This is a genomic window from Massilia phyllostachyos (assembly GCF_021044825.1).
Lineage (GTDB): Bacteria > Pseudomonadota > Gammaproteobacteria > Burkholderiales > Burkholderiaceae_D > Telluria > Telluria phyllostachyos.
On record NZ_JAJNOC010000013.1, the window covers coordinates 20,155 to 39,654 of the forward strand.

The window sequence follows — 19,500 nt, forward strand, 5'->3', positions numbered from 1 at the left end:
GAAAAATCAGCGGACGATGCCACGGCTGGCCGACCCGAGGAATTCGCGCATCGCGCGGATATCGCCGGCGGCTGCCGGCGAGCGGCTTTCTTCTTCCGTCAGGGCGGCCTTGGCCTCTTCCAGCGTCAGGCCCGAGCGGTACAGCAGCTTGTAGGCGGCGCGGATGCCGTCGATCTGCTCGCGGGAGAAGCCGCGGCGCTTCAGGCCCTCGATGTTGACGCCGCGCTGGCCGGCCGGGTTACCGGACACCAGCACGAACGGCGGCACGTCCTGGGTCAGGCTGGTGTACATGCCGATGAAGGCATGGGCGCCGATCTTGCAGAACTGGTGCACCCCGCAGTAGCCCGACAGGATGGCGTGGTCGCCCACGTGCACGTGGCCGGCCAGCTGGGCATTGTTCGAGAAGATCGTGTGGCTGCCGACCTGGCAGTCGTGCGCCAGGTGGACGTAGGCCGAGATCCAGTTGTCGTCGCCCAGGCGGGTGATGCCTTCGTCCTGGGCGGTGCCCAGGTTCATGGTGACGAATTCGCGGATGGTGTTGCCGTCGCCGATCTCGAGTCGGGTCGGTTCGCCCTTCCACTTCTTGTCCTGCGGCGCGCCGCCGATCGAGCAGAACTGGAAGAAGCGGTTGTCCTTGCCGATCGTCGTATGGCCTTCGATGACCACGTGCGGGCCGACCACGGTGCCGGCGCCGATGCGCACGTCCGGGCCGATGACCGAGTACGGTCCCACCGCGACCGAGCCGTCCAGCTCCGCCCTGGGGTCGACGATCGCGCTGGGATGGATCTTGCTCATTTCAGGCACCTGCTGCTTCGTTGGCGCGGATGGTGCACATCAGCTCACCCTCGACCGCGACCTTGCCGTCCACCGTGGCGACGGCCTTGTACTTCCAGATGCCGCGCGAGACGCGCAGGATCTCGATGTCCATCTTGAGCTGGTCGCCCGGCTCGACCGGACGCTTGAAGCGCGCATTGTCGATGCCCACGAAGTAGACGACCGAGTTCTCGTCCGGCTTCACGTTCATGGTCATGAACGACAGGATGGCCGCGGTCTGCGCCATCGCTTCGATCATCAGCACGCCCGGCATCACCGGCTTGTGCGGGAAGTGGCCGTTGAAGAATTCTTCGTTGACGGTGACGTTCTTGATGGCGGTGATGCGCTTGCCCAGCTCGACGTCCAGCACGCGGTCGACCAGCAGCAGCGGATAGCGGTGCGGCAGGTATTCCTTGATCCCGTTGATGTCGAGGGTCGTCTTGGTGGTGGTCTGTTCGGTAGTCATTGTTGTTCTGTGAGAGTTTTGATGGTCTTTTCCAGCGCGCGGATCTTCTCGCGCATCGAGCCGAGGTTGCGCACGATGGCGGCGCTGCGTTCCCACTCGGCGTTCTTGGCCAGCGGGTAGAAGCCGGTGTACTGGCCCGGCTCGAGCACCGAGCGCGACACCATGCTGCCGGACGATATGTGGACGTTGTCGGCGATTTCCAGGTGGCCCAGCACCATGGCGGCGCCGCCAAAGGTGCAGCCCTTGCCGATCTTGGCGCTGCCGGCCACGCCGACGCAGCCCGCCATCGCGGTGTTGGCGCCGATATGGCAGTTGTGGCCGATCTGGATCTGGTTGTCGAGCTTGACGCCGTCCTCGATCACGGTGTCGGCCAGCGCGCCGCGGTCGATGCAGGTGTTGGCGCCGATGTCGACGTCGTCGCCGATCACCACCGCCCCGGTCTGCGGAATCTTGATGTACTTGCCGCCTTCGACCGCGAAGCCGAAGCCGTCGGTGCCGATCACGGCGCCGGAATGGATGATGCCGCGCGCGCCGATGCTGCAGCCGGCGTGGAAGGTCACGTTGGCGAACAGGTGGGTGTGGGCGCCGATGCGCGCTTCCTTGCCGACGTAGCAGCCGGCGTCGATCACCGCGTGCGCGCCGATCACGGCGCCGGCTTCGATGGTGACGTTCGGGCCGACGTGGGCGGTCGGGTCGACCAGGGCGCCGGCATCGACCACCGCGCTCGGGTGGATGCCCGGCCGCGCCGGGGTTTCCGTCAGCGACACGAAGTACTGCGCGGTGCGCGCGAAGTAGGCGTAGGGGTTGGTGGTGACGATGCGCGCGCCTTCGAAGGTCGCGGATACCGTCGGGTCGTCCAGCGGCGACAGGATCAGGGCCGCGGCCTGGCTTTGCGCGGCCAGCGCGCGCAGCTTGCTGTTGCTGAGGAAGCTGATGTCGGTGCTGCCGGCGCTGTCGAGCGGCGCGATCGCCGCGACGACCAGCTCGGGGTCGCCCACCAGCTGTCCGCCGAAGCGCTCGACCAGGTCGGCCAGGCGGACGCCGGGCGGGGTATGTCGGGTGTCAGTCAATGTCATGCATCCAGGTGGCTGGAAGCCGCCGGGGCAGTCCGGGATCGCGCGCCCCCTGGGGACGCGGCGGCGCCGGCTACTTGTCCAGCAGCTTCAGGATCTTGTCGGTGATGTCGATGCGCGGGCTGAACCACGCGGCTTCGGCCAGCACGGCGTCGAGCTTTTCCTGCTCGGCGACCTGCTCGATCATCTTGTAGGCGCGGGTCGCGATGGCGGCGCGCTCTTCGTTCTTGCGCTGCATGAGGTCCTCCTGGAACTCGCGCTGCATGCGCTGGACGTCCTTGTCCATGTTCAGCAGCTCGCGCGCGCGGCGGGTGCGCTCGACGTCGGTCAGGCCGGCCGCCTCGCTGTCGAACTTCTCCGACATCTGCTTGAGCTTCGTGACGGTCTCCTCGACCACCTTCTGGCGTTTCGAGAACTCGGCCTGGATGCGGGCGTCCGCGGTCTTGGCCATCTTCGATTCCGTCATCAGGCGCTCGGTGGCGACGAAGCCGATGCGGCTCGGCCCGGCCTGGCCCTGGGCCAGGGCATGGCCGAGCGGCGCCATGCACACCGCAGCCAGCAGCAGGGTCCGGGGCCAAGAGGCGATCAGCTTATTCAAGGTCATTCTCCGAAAGGGTCAGAAGCCGGTACCCATCTGGAACTGGAAGCGTTCGGTCTGGTCGCCCGGCTTGGCGTTCAGGGGCTTAGCATAACTCAACTTCAGCGGGCCGACCGGGGAAATCCACTGCAGGCCGACACCGGCCGAATAGCGCATCCGGTCGAGCAGGATCTTCTCCTTTTCCTGGTAGACCTGGCCGCCGTCCACAAAAGTGAACCAGCGCAGGCTGCGGTCCTTGCCGCCGCCCGGGAACGGGAACTGCAGCTCGGCGTTGCCGATGATGCGCTTGGCGCCGCCGATCGCGTAGCCGTAGTTCTGGTCCACCACGCCCAGGGTCGAGCTCTCGAAGCCGCGCACCGAACCGATGCCGCCGGCGTAGAAGTTCTTGAAGACCGGGTAGGCGTTGCCGCCGAAGCCCTTGCCGTAGTCGAACTCGCCGCGCAGGGCCAGCGTCATCCACGAGGTCAGCGGACGGTACCACTGCTGCTCGTACACCGCACGCGCGTACTTGACGTCGCCGATGAAGTCGACTTCGAGGTTGGCGCGCTGGAAGCGGCCGCGGGTCGGTGTCACCGCGCTGTCGCGGGTGTCGCGGCCCCAGGCCACGGTCACCGGGATCGCGGAGGTCGAGGCGCGGCCGATGCCGCTGGCCGGGCCGCCGTTATCGCGCACGAACTGCAGGTAGCTGAACGGGCTGTTGATGTCGGTCTCGATCTCGGTGCGTTCCACGCCGGCGCCGAAGAACACGGTATCGCTTTCCGAGAACGGCACGCCGAAGGTCAGGTTGCCGCCGGTCTGGCGCGTCGAGTAGGTGCCGTAGCCGTACAGCGGACGCGAATTGCGGTGGTAGACCTGGAACGAGCGCGAGACGCCGTCGTCGGTGAAGTACGGGTTGGTCTGCGACAGCGCGATCGTGCGGTTGTACTTGCTGGTGTTGACCTCGACGCCGATGGTCTGGCCGCTGCCGGCGAAGTTGGCCTGCGAGATCGACGCGGTGAAGGTGAACTTCTCGGCCTGCGAGAAGGCGCCGCCGATCATGAAGTTGCCGGTCGGGCGCTCTTCCACGATCATGTTGACGTCCACCTGGTCGGAGGTGCCCGGCGACTCCGGGGTCTCGATCTTGACGTCCTTGAAGTAGCCGAGGCGGTCGACGCGGTCGCGCGAGAGCTTGACGCGGTTGGCGTCGTACCACGAGCTCTCGAACTGGCGGAATTCGCGGCGGATGACTTCGTCGCGGGTGACGGTATTGCCCGAGATGTTCATGTGGCGCACGTAGGCGCGCTTGCCCGGGTCGACGAAGAAGGTGAAAGCGACTTCGCGCTTCTCGCGGTTGATTTCCGGGTTGGCCGTCACGTTGGCGAAGGCATAGCCGAAGGTGCCCAGGCGGTCCGAGATCAGCTTGTTGGTGGCTTCCTGCAGGTCGCCCGAATAGGTCTTGCCCGGTTTCAGCAGGATCAGCTGCTTGAGTTCTTCCTCGCGGCCGAAGGTCTCGCCTTCCAGCTTCACGCTCGAGACGGTGTACTTCTCGCCTTCGAATATGTTGACGGTGAGGTAGATGTCCTTCTTGTCGGGGGTGATCGAGACCTGGGTCGATTCGACGTTGGCTTCGAGGTAGCCGTTGGCGAGATAGAAGGACTTGATCGCTTCCAGGTCGCCGGTCAGCTTCTGCTTGGAGTACTGGTCGGCCTTCGAGTACCAGGTGAACCAGCCCGAGGTCGACAGCTCCTGCTGCTCGCGCAGCTGCTTGTCGCTGAAGGCCTTGTTGCCCACGAAGGTGATCTGGCGGATCTTGGCGATCTCGCCTTCGTCGACGTTGAACATGATCGTCACGCGGTTGCGCTCGATCGGGGTGACGGTGGTCGTGATCTTCACGCCGTACAGGCCGTGCGACAGGTACTGGCGCTTGAGTTCCTGCTCGGCGCGGTCGACCGCCGCCTTGTCGAAGATCTTGGTCACGCCGACGCCGATTTCGCCGAGCGCCTTGACCAGGTTGTCCTTCTCGAATTCCTTGGTGCCGGTGAAGTCGACCGAGGAGATCGCCGGGCGTTCCTCGACCAGCACCACCAGCACGCCGTTTTCCTCTTCCAGGCGGATGTCCTTGAAGAAGCCGGTCGCGAACAGGGCCTTGATGGCGGCGGTCGCCTTGTCGTCGTCGAAGGTCTCGCCCACGCGCACCGGCAGGTAGCTGAACACGGTGCCCGCTTCCGTACGCTGGATGCCTTCGACCCGGATATCCTTGACCACGAACGGGTTGACGGCGAGTGCGTTACCGGCGCACAGGGCCAGTACGGCTGCGCCGATGGAGCTGCGACGGATGAACGGCAGGGCAAAGCGATTCGGTTGTGAATTCATTGGCTGTATTTCAGGTCAGTCATTGGACAACATACATATTGTTTTACCGGTGCACGGTCCCTGATCAGGCAACCGCTAGAGCAACCGCACCAGGTCATTGAAGACGGCGAGCGCCATCAGCATGAACAGCAGGCCGACCCCGAAGCGCTGTGCGAACTCTCCAACACGTGCAGGCAGGGGGCGCCCGGTCAAAACTTCCAGCGAATAATACAGTAAATGGCCACCATCCAGAACCGGAATTGGTAACAAATTCATTACGCCTAAGCTAATACTAATAAATGCGATGAACTGCAAATAGGTGGCCAGACCAACCCGCGCGCTTTGTCCGGCATAATCGGCAATGGTGATCGGACCGGTGACATTCTTCCAAGATGCTTCCCCGGTAACCATTTTCCCGATCATCTTCAGCGTCATCACACTGGTTTCCCAGGTCCGCTCCACGCCCTTGGCGAGCGCCTCGAACGGCCCGGACGACACCGTCACCATCTCGACCGGCTGCGCCAGCATGACCTTGGCCACGCCGCGCCCGTTGGCGTCACGCTCGGGTTCGACCACGATCGGCAGCAACCGTTCACCACGCTGGACTTCGAGCTGCACCGGGCGTCCGGCGGAAGCGCGCATGGTCTCGGTGAAGGTCAAGCCGTCGTCGACGATCTTGCCGTCGGCGCGCAGCACCGTATCACCCGCCAGCAGGCCGGCGCGCTCCCCTGCCCCGCCCGGCAAGACCTGTTCGATGCGGGCCGGTTTGCGCCACAGGTCGAGGCCGAGCGCCTTCATCACGTCGCCGTCGACGTCGAGTTGTGCGACCGCACTGGCGGGGATCACGGCGTCATAGGTGCCGCCATGCTGGCCGCGCAGCGACAGGCGGGCTTCAGTCTTGTCGACCGCCGCGTGCAGGACCTGCCAGCGCAGCTCGGACCAGGACTGGACCGGGTTGCCATTGACGGCGACGACTGTATCGCCGCCCTGCACGCCGGCCTGCTGGGCGCTTGAGCCGGCCGGCACCGCGCGCAGGCGCGCCGAAGGCTCGTCGACGCCGTGCATGAACAGCACCGCCATCAGGCCGATCGCGACCAGGAAGTTGGCCAGCGGGCCGGCAGCCACGATGGCGATGCGGCGCCACACGCTCTGGCGCGTGAACTCCCGGTCGAATTCGGATTCGTCCTTCGGCGCGGTTTCCGGGTCGCGGCTATCGAGCATCTTGACGTAGCCGCCCAGCGGCAGCGCGGACACCGCCCACTCGGTCTGGTCCCTGCCGAAACGGCGCGACCACACCACGCGGCCCATGCCGACCGAGAAACGCAGCACCTTCACGCCGCAAGCGCGCGCCACCAGATAGTGGCCCAGTTCATGCAGGATGATCAGGGGTCCGAGCGCCAGCAGAAAGGCGACGATGGTGTACAGCAGGCTCATGGTCTCAGCCTCGCAGGGCGGCGATGGCGCTGCGGGCGGCTTCGCGCGCGCGGGCATCCTGCGCCAGCACCGCCTCGATGGTCGGCGCCGGGCCGTGTGCGACATCATCCATCACGGTGGCGATCACGCGGTCGATGTCGCGGAAACCGATCTCGCGGTCCAGGAAGGACTGGACCGCGACTTCATTGGCCGCGTTCAGCAGGGCCGGCGCGGTGCCGCCCGCGCGCAGGGCGTCGAAGGCCAGCGCCAGGCAGGGGAAGCGGGCAAAATCCGGCTTGTGGAACTGCAGTGCGGCCATCTCGGTGAGGTCGAGCTGGGCCACGCCCGAGGCGATCCGCTCCGGATAGGCCAGCGCGTGGGCGATCGGGGTGCGCATGTCGGGGTTGCCCAGCTGCGCCAGCACCGAGCCGTCCACATAGGAGACCATCGAGTGGATCACGCTCTGCGGGTGGATCACCACCTCGATCCGGTCCGCGGGCGCGCCGAACAGCCAGTGGGCCTCGATCACTTCCAGGCCCTTGTTCATCATGGTGGCGGAATCGACCGAGATCTTGCGGCCCATGACCCAGTTCGGGTGCTTGCAGGCTTCGTCGGGGGTCACCTGCTCCAGGGACTCGACGGCGCGGCTCAGGAAGGGGCCGCCCGAGGCGGTGAGCAGGATCTTCGCCACGCCGGCCGCATCCGGGTCGCGCGCATACGAGCCAGGCAGCGACTGGAAGATCGCATTGTGCTCGCTGTCGATCGGCAGCAGGGTCGCCTTGTGCTCGCGCACCGCGTCCATGAACAGCTGGCCGGACATGACCAGCGCTTCCTTGTTGGCCAGCAGGACCTTCTTGCCGGCGCGCGCCGCGGCCAGGGTCGGGGCGAGACCCGCCGCGCCGACGATGGCGGCCATCACGGTGTCGGTGTCGGCGTGGGACGCCACATCGCACAGGGCCTGCTCGCCGTATTCCACCGCGATGCCGAGGTCCGCGACCAATGCGGCCAGGCGGCGCGCCGCTTCCGCCGTGCCGACCACCGCGCGCTGCGGGCGATGACGGCGGCAGGCTTCGGCCAGTTCCTCGACGCGGCCGTGGGCCGTCAGCGCGTAGACGCTGTACTGGTCGGGATGGCGGGCGAGCACGTCGAGGGTCGAGGCGCCGATCGAGCCGGTGGCGCCCAGGATGGTGATGCGCTGCATTGTGGTGTTCCTTAGAGTGTTGCTACAGCCAGGCGCCGATCAGGGCTGCCAAGGGCAGGACCGGGACGAGTGCGTCGACGCGGTCCAGCACGCCGCCGTGGCCGGGCAGCAGGTTGCTGCTGTCCTTGAAGCCGGCGCGGCGCTTGAGCTGGGATTCGAACAGGTCGCCGACCACGCTGGCCGCGACGATGAGGATGAGCACGGCGTACAGGGCGCCCCAGCCGAGGCTGGCCTGCACGCGCACCGGGAAGGTGTTGGCCAGCGCATCGCCCCATTCGACGATGGCGAGCGTGGCCAGCAGCAGGACGGCGACGCCGCCGCCGATCGCGCCTTCCCAGGATTTACCTGGCGAGATCGAGGGCGCCAGCTTACGCTTCCCAAAAGTCTTGCCGCAGAAGTAGGCGAAGATGTCGGCGGCCCAGACGATGGCCATCACCGACAGCAGGTAGAGCGGCGAATACGAGAACAGGGTGACGATGGCGGCGAAGCAGCCGACCACGGCGATCGCGTAGACCAGGCTGAGGAAGGTGTTGCCGTTCGTGCCCAGCGCCGGCAGGCCGAGCTTCAGGGACGGCGCGAAGCGCAGCGCCCACAGCAGCACGCTGATGGCGAACCAGAAGGTCGGGTTGCCGCCGGGCTGGATGAAGAAAGCATAGGCGAAGGCGGCGGTCCAGAACACCGCGATCAGCGCCGCGCGCTTGCTGTCCGGGTTGAACAGGCGGAAGCACTCCCAGATCGCGGCGCCGAAGAACACGGACACCACCACCGCGAACGCCATGGTGTTATTGAGATACAGGACCGGCAGCAGCACTGCCAGCAGGACGAGCGCGGTAATGATCCGGATCTTCAGCATTGTCGGTCGTTGTTCTGTTGTCTATGTTGACGATGTCGTTACGACTGGGTCTTCTGGGCCACCTGCTCGCCGGTCTGGCCGAAGCGGCGTTCGCGGTCGTGGTAGGAGGCGATCGCTTCGTCCAGCGAGGCCTTGGTGAAATCGGGCCAGAAGGTCTTGGTGAAGTACAGCTCCGAATACGCCAGCTGCCACAGCAGGAAGTTCGAGATGCGCTCTTCGCCGCCGGTGCGGATGAACAGGTCGGGCTCGGGCGCATAGGCCATGGCCAGGTGCGGCGCCAGCAGCTCTTCGGCGTACTCGGTGACGCCTGGATTGGCCGCCACCATCTTGCTTGTTGCCTGCATGATATCCCAGCGCCCGCCATAGTTGGCGCACACGGTGACCGTCAGGCGGCTGTTGTTGGCGGTGCGGCGCTCCGCCGCGTTGATCATTTCCTGCAGCTTCGGGTCGAAGCGGCTCAGGTCGCCCACGACTTTCAGGCGAATATTGTTCGCGTGCATCTTCGACACTTCGCGCTCGAGCGCGGTGACGAACAGCTTCATCAGCAGCGAGACTTCCTCGGCCGGACGGCGCCAGTTTTCCGAGGAAAAGGCGAACAGGGTCAGGTATTCGACCCCGCGCTCGACGCAATGCTCGACCACGCCGCGCACCGCCTCCACGCCCTTGACGTGGCCGGCCACGCGCGGCAGCAGGCGTTTGGTCGCCCAGCGGCCATTGCCGTCCATGATGATGGCGATGTGGCGCGGCACGGGGCGCGTGTCGGGGATGGCGGCGGTCGAACTCTTGAACATCGTTGCTTCCAGCAGGACTGACGCCGCACCCGTCGAGGGCGGCCGCGGCAGCCGTTCTTAAAGGGATCGGACCGGCCGCGGCAATGCCGGGGCCGGTCCGCTTGGACATTGCCCGTCTTAGACGGTCATGATGTCCTTTTCTTTGTCGGCCAGCAGCTTGTCGATTTCGGCGACGAACTTGTCGGTCAGTTTCTGGATCTCGTCGTTCGAGCGGCGCTCTTCGTCTTCCGACGCGGTCTTGTCCTTGACCATTTTCTTGGCCGCTTCATTGGCGTCGCGGCGGATGTTGCGCACGGCGATCTTGGCGTCTTCGCCTTCCGACTTGGTCAGCTTGACCATTTCCTTGCGGCGCTCTTCGGTCAGCGGCGGGGTCGGCACGCGGATGGTGTCGCCCTGCGACGACGGGTTCAGGCCCAGGTCGGAGTCGCGGATCGCTTTCTCGATGGTGTTCGCCATCTTCTTCTCGAACGGCGCCACGCCGATGGTGCGGGCGTCGATCAGGGTCAGGTTGGCGACCTGCGACAGCGGGACCGGCGAACCGTAGTACTCGACCATCACGGAGTCGAGGATGCCGGCGTGGGCGCGGCCGGTGCGGACCTTCGCCAGGTTGGCCTTCAGGGTGTCGATCGACTTGGTCATGCGATCCTGGGCGTTCTTTTTCACATCAGCTAAGGACATGCTGCTCTCCTGTTTTTCTTGGTTCAAATATATTCAACAAACTGCGATTCTACGGCTTAGACGTGCACCAGTGTACCTTCGTCCTCGCCCATGATGACCGCTTTCATGGCGCCCGGCTTGACGATCGAGAACACCTTGATCGGCAGCTTCTGGTCGCGGCACAGGGCAAACGCGGTGGCGTCCATCACCTGCAGGTTCTTGCTGATCGCTTCGTCGAAGGTGATCGAATTGTAGCGGGTCGCGTTCGGATCCTTGTTCGGGTCGGCGGAGTAGACGCCGTCGACCTTGGTGGCCTTGAGGACGATCTCGGCCGAGATCTCGGCGCCGCGCAGGGCGGCCGCGGTGTCGGTGGTGAAGAAGGGGTTGCCGGTGCCGGCGGCGAACACGACGACCTTGCCCTCTTCCAGGTACTGCAGGGCTTTCGGACGCACGTAAGGCTCGACCACCTGCTCGATGGCGATCGCCGACATCACGCGCGCGGTGATGCCCACGTGGCGCATGGCGTCGGCCAGGGCCAGGGCGTTCATGACGGTGGCGAGCATGCCCATGTAGTCCGCGGTGGCGCGGTCCATGCCCTGGGCGCCCGGGGCCACGCCGCGGAAGATGTTGCCGCCGCCGATCACGACCGCCACCTGCACCCCCAGCTTCGCCACTTCCGCCACGTCGGCCACCATGCGCTCGATGGTCGCGCGGTTGATGCCGAAGTTATCGTCACCCATCAGCGCTTCGCCAGACAGTTTGAGGAGGACTCGTTGGTAGGCTGGTTTTGTCATGATGAAGCGGCTCCTATGTTGTGTTTCGAATTCGGGTCTGACCGGGCGCTGTTGGCGCGGGTCTCATCTGCCGGGGGCGGATGGAAGCGTGGGTGGCTTGTTTATCAACTTGGGTACCGGCCTTCGCCGGTACGACGGTTGTTGCGGCTGGAGGTCAACGTCAGGCTGCGACGGCCCGCTCCCTCCGCACGTCGTCCCGGCGCAGGCCGGGACCCAGGTTTGCATGCGCTACCACGAACGCACGCAGCACCACCCTACAAAAACGGGCCTTACGGCCCGCTTTCAATTACTGCTTGTTGGCAGCCATCTGGGCTGCGACTTCCGCTGCGAAGTCGTCCACCTTCTTCTCGATGCCTTCGCCGACGACGTACATCGTGAACGATTTCACGGTGGTGCCGGCGGCCTTCAGCATCTGTTCGATCGACTGCTTGTCGTTCTTCACGAATGCCTGGTTCAGCAGCGAAACTTCTTTCAGGTACTTCTGCACCGAACCGTCGATACGCTTGGCGACGATTTCAGCCGATTGCGGCTGCTTGCCTTCGGCGACGGCCTTGTCGGCGTCTTCCTTGGCTTTCAGTTCAGCAACCGAACGCTCTTTCTCGATCATTTCGGCCGGCACCGATTCTGCCGACAGGGCGACCGGCTTCATCGCGGCGATGTGCATCGCGACGTCCTTGCCGACTTGCTCGTCCGCGCCTTCGAACTCGACCATGACGCCGATGCGGGCGCCGTGCAGGTACGATGCCAGCTTGCCGGCGGTTTCGAAGCGCTGGAAGCGGCGCACGGTCATATTCTCGCCGATTTTGCCGATCAATGCCGTACGCACGTCGTCGAAGGTCTTGCCGTCGTGCGGGATCGCTGCCAGAGCGGCGACGTCGGCCGGGTTGTTTTCGGCGACCAGCTTGGCCGCCAGGTTGGCCATGGCCAGGAAGTCGTCGTTCTTGGCAACGAAGTCGGTTTCGCTGTTGATTTCGACCAGCGCGCCGACGTTGCCGGCGATGTAAGCCGCGACCACGCCTTCAGCGGTGATACGCGATGCTGCCTTCGATGCCTTGCCGCCCAGCTTGACGCGCAGGATCTCTTCGGCACGGCCCATGTCGCCTTCGGCTTCGGTCAGTGCTTTCTTGCATTCCATCATCGGCGCGTCGGTTTTCGCGCGCAGTTCACCCACCATCGCTGCGGTAATAGCTGCCATGTGTTTTCTCCCAAATATTGATTAGAGAGTGCAACTGTTCCGGGAACAGCCACACGATAATTTATTGCTAAGCTCGATGCTTAAAAAAAGGGGGGCTTGTGCCACACGGGCGCCCCCTTCTTCGCTCAGGCAGGGATTACCCTGCCCTCGCATTATGCCTGCTCGGAAACTTCGACGAAGTCGTCGCCGCCGGCCTTGACCATCTCAACGACTTCGTTGGTGGCGTTGGCGCGGCCTTCCAGGATCGCATCGGCGACGCCGCGTGCGTACAGGGTGATCGCTTTCGACGAGTCGTCGTTACCCGGGATCACGTGGGTCACGCCTTCCGGCGAGTGGTTGGTATCGACCACGCCGATGACCGGGATGCCCAGCTTGCCGGCTTCGGTGATGGCGCCCTTGTGGTAGCCGACGTCGACCACGAAGATCGCGTCGGGAATGCCGCCCAGGTCCTTGATGCCGCCGATCGACTTCTGCAGCTTTTCCATTTCGCGCGAGAACATCAGCGCTTCTTTCTTCGACAGCTTCTCGACCGAACCGTCTTCCACTTGCGCTTCCATGTCCTTCAGGCGCTTGATCGAGGTCTTGATGGTCTTGAAGTTGGTCAGCATGCCGCCCAGCCAGCGCTGGTCGACGTACGGGACGCCAGCGCGCTGGGCTTCAGCGGCGATGATGTCGCGTGCCTGGCGCTTGGTGCCGACCATCAGGATCGTGCCGCGGTTGGCGGAGATCTGCTTGATGGTCTTCATCGCGTCCTGGTACATGGCCAGGGTCTTTTCCAGGTTGATGATGTGGATCTTGTTGCGGTGGCCGAAGATGAACGGAGCCATTTTCGGGTTCCAGAAACGGGTCTGGTGGCCGAAGTGGATACCGGCTTCCAGCATTTCGCGCATAGTAACGGACATGTAATTCTCCAGGGTTGGGTCTTGAACGTGGCCAGTCACCTTGCAGGCACCCTTTGCGGCCGCGTTCGCGATTTCATTTAAAAAGTCGTTTTTTACAACATTGCTCGATGCGAATCCGAGCAACCCGAGATTCTAGCCGTATTCAGCCTTCTTATCAAGGGTTGCATCCAGGGGGCGTGTTTCCCGCCCGTCCGGCGGAACCCTTATAATCACGACATTCAGGAAATACCGACCATTTTATTTGCAGGACAAGCTTTTCATGACCTCCACCCCAAAAACACCCGAAGAAATCGAAGGCATGCGCATCGCCTGCCGCCTCGGCTCGGAAGTGCTCGACTACATCACGCCCTTCGTCAAGCCCGGCGTCACCACCGGCGAGCTCGACCGCCTGGCCAAGGACTACATGATCAACGTGCAGGGCACCCAGCCGGCCACGCTGAACTATGCGCCGCCGGGCTACCCGCCCTTCCCCGGCTCCATCTGCGCCTCGGTCAACGACGTCATCTGCCACGGCATCCCGGGCGAGAAGGCGCTGAAAAGCGGCGATGCGCTGAACATCGACATCACGCCGATCACCAAGGACGGCTTCCACGGCGACAACAGCCGCATGTTCCTGGTCGGCGAACCGACCATCATGGCCAGGCGCCTGTCGGAAGTCACCTTCGAGTGCATGTGGCTGGGCATCGCCAAGGTCAAGCCGGGCAACCGCCTGGGCGACATCGGCCACGCGATCCAGCAGCACGCCGAAAAGAACGGCTACAGCGTGGTGCGCGAGTTCTGCGGCCACGGCGTCGGCCGCAAGTTTCACGAAGAGCCGCAGGTGCTGCACTATGGCCGCCCCGGCACCGGCGAGGAGCTGGTCCCCGGCATGATCTTCACGATCGAGCCGATGATTAACGCCGGCCGCCGCGAGATCAAGGAAATGCCGGACGGCTGGACCATCAAGACCAAGGATCGCAGCCTGTCGGCCCAGTGGGAACACACCGTCCTGGTGACGGAGACCGGCGTCGAGGTGCTGACGATGTCGGCCGGCAGCCCGCAAGCGCCCGCCATCGTGCACGCGCTGCTGCCGCAGTACGCCCCGGTCGCGGCGTAAAGGAGCAGCCATGGGCCAGCCGGCGCTCCTCGACAGCTCCCGCACGGAACTGCGCCAGCGGCTCAGGGATCAACTGCGAGCCGAGCGCCAGGCCCTGATCGACGCCTTCCACGCGGACGGCAAGCCGGAAAAGCTGCTGCGCGGCCTGCGCACCTGCGTCGACGGCATCCTGACCGACGCCTGGCGCGCCGCCGGCCTGCCGGCGAATACCGCGCTGGTCGGCGTCGGCGGCTACGGCCGTGGCGAGCTGTTTCCCTATTCCGACGTCGATCTGCTGATCCTGCTCGGCCAGCCGGCCGACGCCCTGACCCAGGCGCGCCTGGAGTCGCTGGTCCAGCTGTTCTGGGACCTCGGCCTGGAAATCGGCCACAGCATCCGGACGGTGGACGAATGCCTGGTCGAGTCGCGCGCCGACATCACGGTGCAAACCAGCCTGCTGGAAGCGCGCCTGGTGACCGGCGACCCGGTCCTGTTCGACGAGCTGCGCAAGCGCCACCGCGCGGCCCTCGACCCGCAAGCCTTCTTCCAGGCCAAGACCGCCGAGATGCGCCTGCGCCACGCCAAGTACGAATACACGGCCTTCGCCCTCGAACCCAACGTCAAGGAAAGCCCGGGCGCGCTGCGCGATCTACAGGTGATCATGTGGGTGGCGAAAGCGGCCGGCCTGGCGCAATCCTGGAGCCAGATGGCGCGCGCGAAGCTCATCACGCGCACCGAGGCGCGCCAGCTGATGGAGAAGGAATACGCCTTCAAGGACATCCGCGTGCGCCTGCACCTGCAGACCAAGCGGCGCGAAGACCGCCTGGTGTTCGACGTCCAGACCGCGATCGCGAAGACCTTCGGCCTCGAGAACGCCGAGGGACGCCGCGCCAGCGAATTCCTGATGCAGCGCTACTACTGGGCGGCCAAGGTGGTGACGCAGCTGAACACCATCATGCTGCAGAATATCGAGGCCCAGCTGTTCCCGCGCCAGGCGGCCTGCGTGCCGATCGGCGGCGACTTCAACGAGCATTTCAACGAAGTCAACGGCTTCATCGACATCGCGGCAAGCGACACCTTCGAGCGCGTTCCCGCGACCGTGCTGGGCGTGTTCGTGGCCATGACCGAGCGCCCCGACATCAAGGGCATGACCGCGCGCACCATGCGCGCGCTGTGGCATGCGCGGAACGTGATCGACGCCGACTACCGCGCCAACCCGGTCCACAAGGCGCTGTTCCTGCGCGTGTTGAAAGCGCCGAGCGGCCTGCTGCACGCGCTGCGACGCATGAACGACATGGGCGTGCTGGGCCGCTACCTGCCGGCCTTCCGCAACATCACCGGCCAGATGCAGCACGACCTGTTCCACGTCTACACGGTGGACCAGCACATCATGATGGTGGTGCGCAACCTGCGCCGCTTCACGATGCCGGAGCACGCCCACGAATACCCCTTCTGCAGCCAGCTGATCGCCGACTTCCGCGACCGCTGGCTGCTCTACGTCGCCGCCCTGTTCCACGACATCGCCAAGGGCCGCGGCGGCGACCATTCGGAACTCGGCATGCAGGACGCGCGCGACTTCTGCCGCGGCCACGGGCTTTCGGACGCGGACACCGAGCTGGTGGTGTTCCTGGTCCAGCAGCACCTGCTGATGTCCACCGTCGCGCAGAAGCAGGACCTGTCCGACCCGGACGTGATCTCGAGCTTTGCCGCGCAGGTCAAGGACGAGCGCCACCTGACCGCGCTCTACCTGCTGACGGTGGCCGACATCCGCGGCACCAGCCCCAAGGTGTGGAATGCCTGGAAGGCCAAGCTGCTCGAAGACCTGTACAAGGTGACCCTGCGCGTGCTGGGCGGCGAACCGCACAGCGCCGACCGCGAGCTGCGCGCACGCCAGCGCGAAGCGCTCGCCACCCTGCGCCTGTTCGGCCTGGGCGCCAAGGACCACGAGGCGCTGTGGAAGCAGCTCGACGTCGCCTACTTCCTGCGCCACGACGCCTCCGACATCGCCTGGCAAACGCGCGCGCTGTACGAAAAAGTCGACAGCGACAAGCCGGTGGTGAAGGCGCGCCTGGCGCCGATCGGCGAAGGCCTGCAAGTCGCGGTCTACGTGAAAGACCAGCCCGACCTGTTCGCGCGCATCTGCAGCTACTTCGAACGCAAGAACTTCAGCATCCTGGACGCGAAGATCCACACCACGCGCCACGGCTACGCGCTCGACAGCTTCCTCGTCACGGACGAGAATTTTGCCGGCAGCTACCGCGACATCATCAGCCTGATCGAGCACGAGCTGTGCGCGCTCCTGCTGTCGCAGGAGCCGCTGGCGCCGCCTTCGCGCGGACGCCTGTCGCGCCTGTCGCGCACCTTCCCGATCCAGCCCACCGTCGACCTGCGTCCGGACGAGCGCGGCCAGTTCCACGTGCTGTCGGTGGCGGCCAACGACCGTCCCGGCCTGCTGTACGCGATCGCGAACGTGCTCACGCGCTACCGCATCAACCTGCACACGGCGAAGATCATGACCCTGGGCGAGCGCGTCGAGGACGTGTTCCTGATCGACGGCGCCTCGCTCAACAACCCGCGCGTGCAGGTCCAGCTCGAGACCGATCTGCTCGACGCGCTCAAGATTTAATCCTTTATTTTTGTATCTGCCACATGACTGAACCGATCCGCCTTTCCAAACGCATGTCCGAACTCGGCCTCTCCTCGCGCCGCGAAGCCGATGAATGGATCGCCAAAGGCTGGGTGCGGGTGGACGGCAAGGTGGTGTCGGAGCTGGGCAGCAAGGTGCTGCCGCACCAGAAGATCACCGTCGAGCGCCAGGCCGCGGCCGAGCAATCGAAGCGCGTCACGGTCCTGATCAACAAGCCGGTCGGTTTCGTCAGCGGCCAGGCCGAGGATGGCTACAAGCCGGCCGTCACCCTGATCAAGCCGGAGAACCGCTGGCTCGAGGACGATGCGGACGAGCAGTTCCATCCGACCCAGCTGCGCAGCCTGGTGCCGGCCGGGCGCCTGGACATCGATTCGGTGGGCCTCCTGGTGCTGACCCAGGACGGCCGCATCGCCAAGCAGCTGATCGGCGAGAACACCGACATCGAGAAGGAGTACCTGGTGCGGGTGCAGTACACGCGGCCGGGCAAGCTGCCCGATGCGGACCTGAAGAAGCTGAACCACGGCCTGTGGATGGACGGGAAGCCGCTGCTGCCGGCCAAGGTGCGCTGGCAGAACGACGACCAGCTCAGCTTCACGCTGAAGGAGGGCCGCAAGCGCCAGATCCGACGCATGTGCGATATGGTGGGACTGAAGGTGGTCGGCCTGAAGCGGGTGCGCATCGGCCGGGTCAAGCTCGGCGACCTGCCGCAGGGGCAGTGGCGCTACCTGCGGCCGGACGAGCAGTTCTGAGTTGTCTCGGCCTCACTGGCCGACGCAGATGATCCTGGTGTCGTATTCCCTGGCATTGCCTTTTTTCTGGGTCGCCCAACGGATCACTTCCTCGGCGTCGGCCACCGTCATGACCGTGGCCTTTTCCTTGTTCTTGATGAAGGAAACTCCTTCGAACTTCCCTTCCTTGCTGCGCATGACTTTCGCGAAGACGGGCGGCGCCTTGCCGTCCGGGGTGCGCTTGTTTTGCTGGACGAGGTAGCGCTGGTCGATGTTTTCCATGATGGTGCCTATGTGACTGAAGGAGGGCCGCATTGTACGGCACCTCGCAACAGCTCACTTTGCAAAGCCGAAGCGGAAGGTCCCTGGCGGCAGCATCAGGGCCGGCGCCGGCTTTCCGGCCTCGACCATCACCATGTCGAGCGGCGTCGCATCGGGGCCGTCGTCCGCATGGAAAGCCTGGATCAGGCGCCTTCCCTGCGCCGGCAGCAGGTTTGCGGGCACCGGCTGCGGGGCGAGGCCTGCCCGGGTCTGCATCCACACCGGCCGGCCTTCCTTTCCATGCTCTGTCTCATCGGGATGAAAGACCTGCATGTCGTAGCTGCCTGGTCTGACACCCGCCATCGCATAGCCGCCCGCCGGCGTCCTGAGCACGACCGGGAGGGACGGCGCAAAGCGCTCCATGGCGGCGCGGTAGCGCGGATGTTCGACACGCGCGTCACCCCGTGCGTACATGAACGTCTGCTCGATTGAAAGCGGATCGACGCCGAGCTGCTCACGCAGCAGCGTCGCCACCGACTTCCAGCCATCCTTGTTTGCCACGTCCTGCTTGCCGGCGTGGCCATAGCCCACGTACATGAAGACGTTTGCCTTCGGATGCTTCGTGAAGATGCGTTCGACGAGGTTGCGGGCGGAACCGAGCTCGCGCAGGCGCTCGCGCTCATGCGGCTGCGCCCCCTCGGGATTGTGATCGTAGCCGACAAACGACCAACCGTCGCGGATCGCACCGCGCACGAATGCGCCGTACATCGGCTCGTTCACGTAGAACCCCATGTTGCGGTCGACGGTTGCCGGATGCAGGGGAATGTCGGGCGTAAAGGCCTCGGCTGCCAGGTATTCGTACCCGATCTTGCGAAGTTCGCGGGCCAGCCTGGCGGCGAACACACGATGGAACGGCACATGGTGCGCTTCGTTCAGGATCACGATCTGCCGGTTCTTCGCCTCTCGCACGATGGCGGCCAGCGCATCTTCGGCGGTGGCCGATTCCAGCGCCAGGCTGGTACTGCGTCCATACTGCGATTGCACGTCACGCGCGATGTCGAACCACATCGAGGCCTGCGCCGCGCCAGACGCGTCGCCTGCGAGCGAGCGCATATTCCTCAGCATGTCCAGCGCGCCCGCACGTTCCTCCAGCACCGCGGCGCGCGCTTCCGGCGCCAGCGTTTCCAGCTGCGCGAACACGCCCGGCGCACCGCTGGCGGTTTCGGCCCGGTCCAGCAGTTTCAGGTAGTCGGGCGCCGCCTGGGCAGAATGACAGGACAACAGACCCCATGCGATCAAACAGGCCGGAAGCCTGGAGAGAAAATGCCGCCTTCGTGGCCCGGTTCTCTGTCTTGACATCGCGATCTCCAAGATTGATATCCCGTCGATCATGCCATCGATGCGCCCCCGACATACTCAAGAATTCTCACAGATGGGGCAAGCTAGCGCCGGTGGCAGCTTCCTTCGTAGATCATCCCGATCTCCTTTTCAGTGTCGTCAAGCGCCAAATTGTCTGCACGCCTGGCTCAGTCGATCTCGTTCACGATCACACTCCCATAAGCGGCGCAGGCGGCCACGATGTACCCGATGACCTCTGCAGCCAGGCCGTGCGCACCGCTCACGCAGACGTAGAAGCCTTCAGGCTCGATCCTGGCGGAGGCCGCCGGCACTCCGACGCTTCCGGCCTCCCTGTGTTCGTAGC

At 64.9% G+C, this 19,500-nt stretch carries 18 protein-coding genes; 3 read left to right on the forward strand and 15 right to left on the reverse strand.

The window, feature by feature from the left end; translation table 11 throughout:
- Positions 1-6: 6 nt before the first annotated feature.
- The 13 genes from lpxA to rpsB form a co-directional block, all read right to left on the reverse strand.
- A complete protein-coding gene (gene lpxA / locus LQ564_RS24310; protein ID WP_231060703.1) occupies positions 7-795 on the reverse strand; it encodes an acyl-ACP--UDP-N-acetylglucosamine O-acyltransferase in 789 nt (262 codons plus the stop codon).
- Between the two features lies 1 nt (position 796).
- Complete coding sequence (gene fabZ / locus LQ564_RS24315; protein ID WP_231060704.1) at positions 797-1,279, reverse strand: 3-hydroxyacyl-ACP dehydratase FabZ; 483 nt, start codon at positions 1,277-1,279, stop codon at positions 797-799.
- Positions 1,276-2,349 (reverse strand): UDP-3-O-(3-hydroxymyristoyl)glucosamine N-acyltransferase, encoded by a 1,074-nt coding sequence (lpxD, locus tag LQ564_RS24320; protein WP_231060705.1) that lies wholly within the window; start codon positions 2,347-2,349, stop codon positions 1,276-1,278. The genes fabZ and lpxD overlap by 4 nt, the downstream gene beginning before the upstream one ends.
- Positions 2,350-2,425: 76 nt before the next feature.
- On the reverse strand, positions 2,426-2,950 hold the full coding sequence (locus LQ564_RS24325; protein ID WP_231060706.1) for an OmpH/Skp family outer membrane protein: 525 nt from the start codon (positions 2,948-2,950) through the stop codon (positions 2,426-2,428).
- An 18-nt stretch (positions 2,951-2,968) separates the two neighbouring features.
- The gene (gene bamA, locus LQ564_RS24330) at positions 2,969-5,302 is read right to left on the reverse strand and encodes an outer membrane protein assembly factor BamA (protein WP_231060707.1); all 2,334 of its coding nucleotides are present in this window, start codon (positions 5,300-5,302) and stop codon (positions 2,969-2,971) included.
- A 75-nt stretch (positions 5,303-5,377) separates the two neighbouring features.
- Entirely contained in the window at positions 5,378-6,715 is a 1,338-nt protein-coding gene (gene rseP / locus LQ564_RS24335; RefSeq protein ID WP_231060708.1) for an RIP metalloprotease RseP, read from the reverse strand.
- Positions 6,716-6,719: 4 nt separating this feature from the next.
- Positions 6,720-7,895, reverse strand: a complete 1,176-nt coding sequence (gene ispC / locus LQ564_RS24340) for a 1-deoxy-D-xylulose-5-phosphate reductoisomerase (protein WP_231060709.1) — start codon at positions 7,893-7,895, stop codon at positions 6,720-6,722.
- A gap of 22 nt (positions 7,896-7,917) precedes the next feature.
- A complete protein-coding gene (locus LQ564_RS24345; RefSeq protein WP_231060710.1) occupies positions 7,918-8,748 on the reverse strand; it encodes a phosphatidate cytidylyltransferase in 831 nt (276 codons plus the stop codon).
- 38 nt (positions 8,749-8,786) lie between these two features.
- Entirely contained in the window at positions 8,787-9,539 is a 753-nt protein-coding gene (gene uppS / locus LQ564_RS24350; protein ID WP_231060711.1) for a polyprenyl diphosphate synthase, read from the reverse strand.
- A gap of 117 nt (positions 9,540-9,656) precedes the next feature.
- The gene (frr, locus tag LQ564_RS24355; protein WP_231060712.1) at positions 9,657-10,217 is read right to left on the reverse strand and encodes a ribosome recycling factor; all 561 of its coding nucleotides are present in this window, start codon (positions 10,215-10,217) and stop codon (positions 9,657-9,659) included.
- A 56-nt stretch (positions 10,218-10,273) separates the two neighbouring features.
- Positions 10,274-10,990: a UMP kinase gene (gene pyrH, locus LQ564_RS24360; RefSeq protein WP_231060713.1), complete on the reverse strand. Its 717-nt coding sequence runs from the start codon at positions 10,988-10,990 to the stop codon at positions 10,274-10,276.
- Positions 10,991-11,276: 286 nt separating this feature from the next.
- Positions 11,277-12,185 carry a translation elongation factor Ts gene (gene tsf, locus LQ564_RS24365; RefSeq protein ID WP_231060714.1) on the reverse strand — a complete coding sequence of 303 codons (909 nt, stop codon included), beginning with the start codon at positions 12,183-12,185 and terminating at the stop codon, positions 11,277-11,279.
- Between the two features lie 152 nt (positions 12,186-12,337).
- Positions 12,338-13,087 carry a 30S ribosomal protein S2 gene (rpsB, locus tag LQ564_RS24370; protein ID WP_231060715.1) on the reverse strand — a complete coding sequence of 250 codons (750 nt, stop codon included), beginning with the start codon at positions 13,085-13,087 and terminating at the stop codon, positions 12,338-12,340.
- Positions 13,088-13,346: 259 nt separating this feature from the next.
- Here rpsB and map point away from each other — a divergent pair, with 259 nt between their 5' ends.
- From map to LQ564_RS24385, 3 genes are read left to right on the forward strand one after another with little or no spacing between them, the layout of a single operon-like run.
- A complete protein-coding gene (gene map, locus LQ564_RS24375; protein ID WP_231060716.1) occupies positions 13,347-14,183 on the forward strand; it encodes a type I methionyl aminopeptidase in 837 nt (278 codons plus the stop codon).
- Positions 14,184-14,193: 10 nt separating this feature from the next.
- Positions 14,194-16,788 (forward strand): [protein-PII] uridylyltransferase, encoded by a 2,595-nt coding sequence (locus tag LQ564_RS24380; RefSeq protein WP_231060717.1) that lies wholly within the window; start codon positions 14,194-14,196, stop codon positions 16,786-16,788.
- A gap of 23 nt (positions 16,789-16,811) precedes the next feature.
- A complete protein-coding gene (locus LQ564_RS24385) occupies positions 16,812-17,558 on the forward strand; it encodes a pseudouridine synthase (RefSeq protein WP_231060718.1) in 747 nt (248 codons plus the stop codon).
- Between the two features lie 12 nt (positions 17,559-17,570).
- Here the strand turns inward: LQ564_RS24385 and LQ564_RS24390 are convergent, their stop codons facing one another.
- Together LQ564_RS24390 and LQ564_RS24395 are read right to left on the reverse strand one after the other, a co-directional pair.
- Positions 17,571-17,819 carry a hypothetical protein gene (locus LQ564_RS24390; RefSeq protein WP_231060719.1) on the reverse strand — a complete coding sequence of 83 codons (249 nt, stop codon included), beginning with the start codon at positions 17,817-17,819 and terminating at the stop codon, positions 17,571-17,573.
- 54 nt (positions 17,820-17,873) lie between these two features.
- Positions 17,874-19,169 carry a hypothetical protein gene (locus LQ564_RS24395; RefSeq protein ID WP_231060720.1) on the reverse strand — a complete coding sequence of 432 codons (1,296 nt, stop codon included), beginning with the start codon at positions 19,167-19,169 and terminating at the stop codon, positions 17,874-17,876.
- Between the last annotated feature and the right edge of the window lie 331 nt (positions 19,170-19,500).

Bases quoted from the DNA above. Each gene is read 5' to 3' on its own strand.
- frr (WP_231060712.1), bottom strand. From the start codon at position 10,217: ATGTCCTTAGCTGATGTGAAAAAGAACGCCCAGGATCGCATGACCAAG.
- pyrH (WP_231060713.1), bottom strand. From the start codon at position 10,990: ATGACAAAACCAGCCTACCAACGAGTCCTCCTCAAACTGTCTGGCGAA.
- rpsB (WP_231060715.1), bottom strand. From the start codon at position 13,087: ATGTCCGTTACTATGCGCGAAATGCTGGAAGCCGGTATCCACTTCGGC.
- uppS (WP_231060711.1), bottom strand. From the start codon at position 9,539: ATGTTCAAGAGTTCGACCGCCGCCATCCCCGACACGCGCCCCGTGCCG.
- tsf (WP_231060714.1), bottom strand. From the start codon at position 12,185: ATGGCAGCTATTACCGCAGCGATGGTGGGTGAACTGCGCGCGAAAACC.
- LQ564_RS24380 (WP_231060717.1), top strand. From the start codon at position 14,194: ATGGGCCAGCCGGCGCTCCTCGACAGCTCCCGCACGGAACTGCGCCAG.
- fabZ (WP_231060704.1), bottom strand. From the start codon at position 1,279: ATGACTACCGAACAGACCACCACCAAGACGACCCTCGACATCAACGGG.
- LQ564_RS24385 (WP_231060718.1), top strand. From the start codon at position 16,812: ATGACTGAACCGATCCGCCTTTCCAAACGCATGTCCGAACTCGGCCTC.
- rseP (WP_231060708.1), bottom strand. From the start codon at position 6,715: ATGAGCCTGCTGTACACCATCGTCGCCTTTCTGCTGGCGCTCGGACCC.
- LQ564_RS24345 (WP_231060710.1), bottom strand. From the start codon at position 8,748: ATGCTGAAGATCCGGATCATTACCGCGCTCGTCCTGCTGGCAGTGCTG.
- bamA (WP_231060707.1), bottom strand. From the start codon at position 5,302: ATGAATTCACAACCGAATCGCTTTGCCCTGCCGTTCATCCGTCGCAGC.
- map (WP_231060716.1), top strand. From the start codon at position 13,347: ATGACCTCCACCCCAAAAACACCCGAAGAAATCGAAGGCATGCGCATC.
- lpxA (WP_231060703.1), bottom strand. From the start codon at position 795: ATGAGCAAGATCCATCCCAGCGCGATCGTCGACCCCAGGGCGGAGCTG.
- LQ564_RS24390 (WP_231060719.1), bottom strand. From the start codon at position 17,819: ATGGAAAACATCGACCAGCGCTACCTCGTCCAGCAAAACAAGCGCACC.
- ispC (WP_231060709.1), bottom strand. From the start codon at position 7,895: ATGCAGCGCATCACCATCCTGGGCGCCACCGGCTCGATCGGCGCCTCG.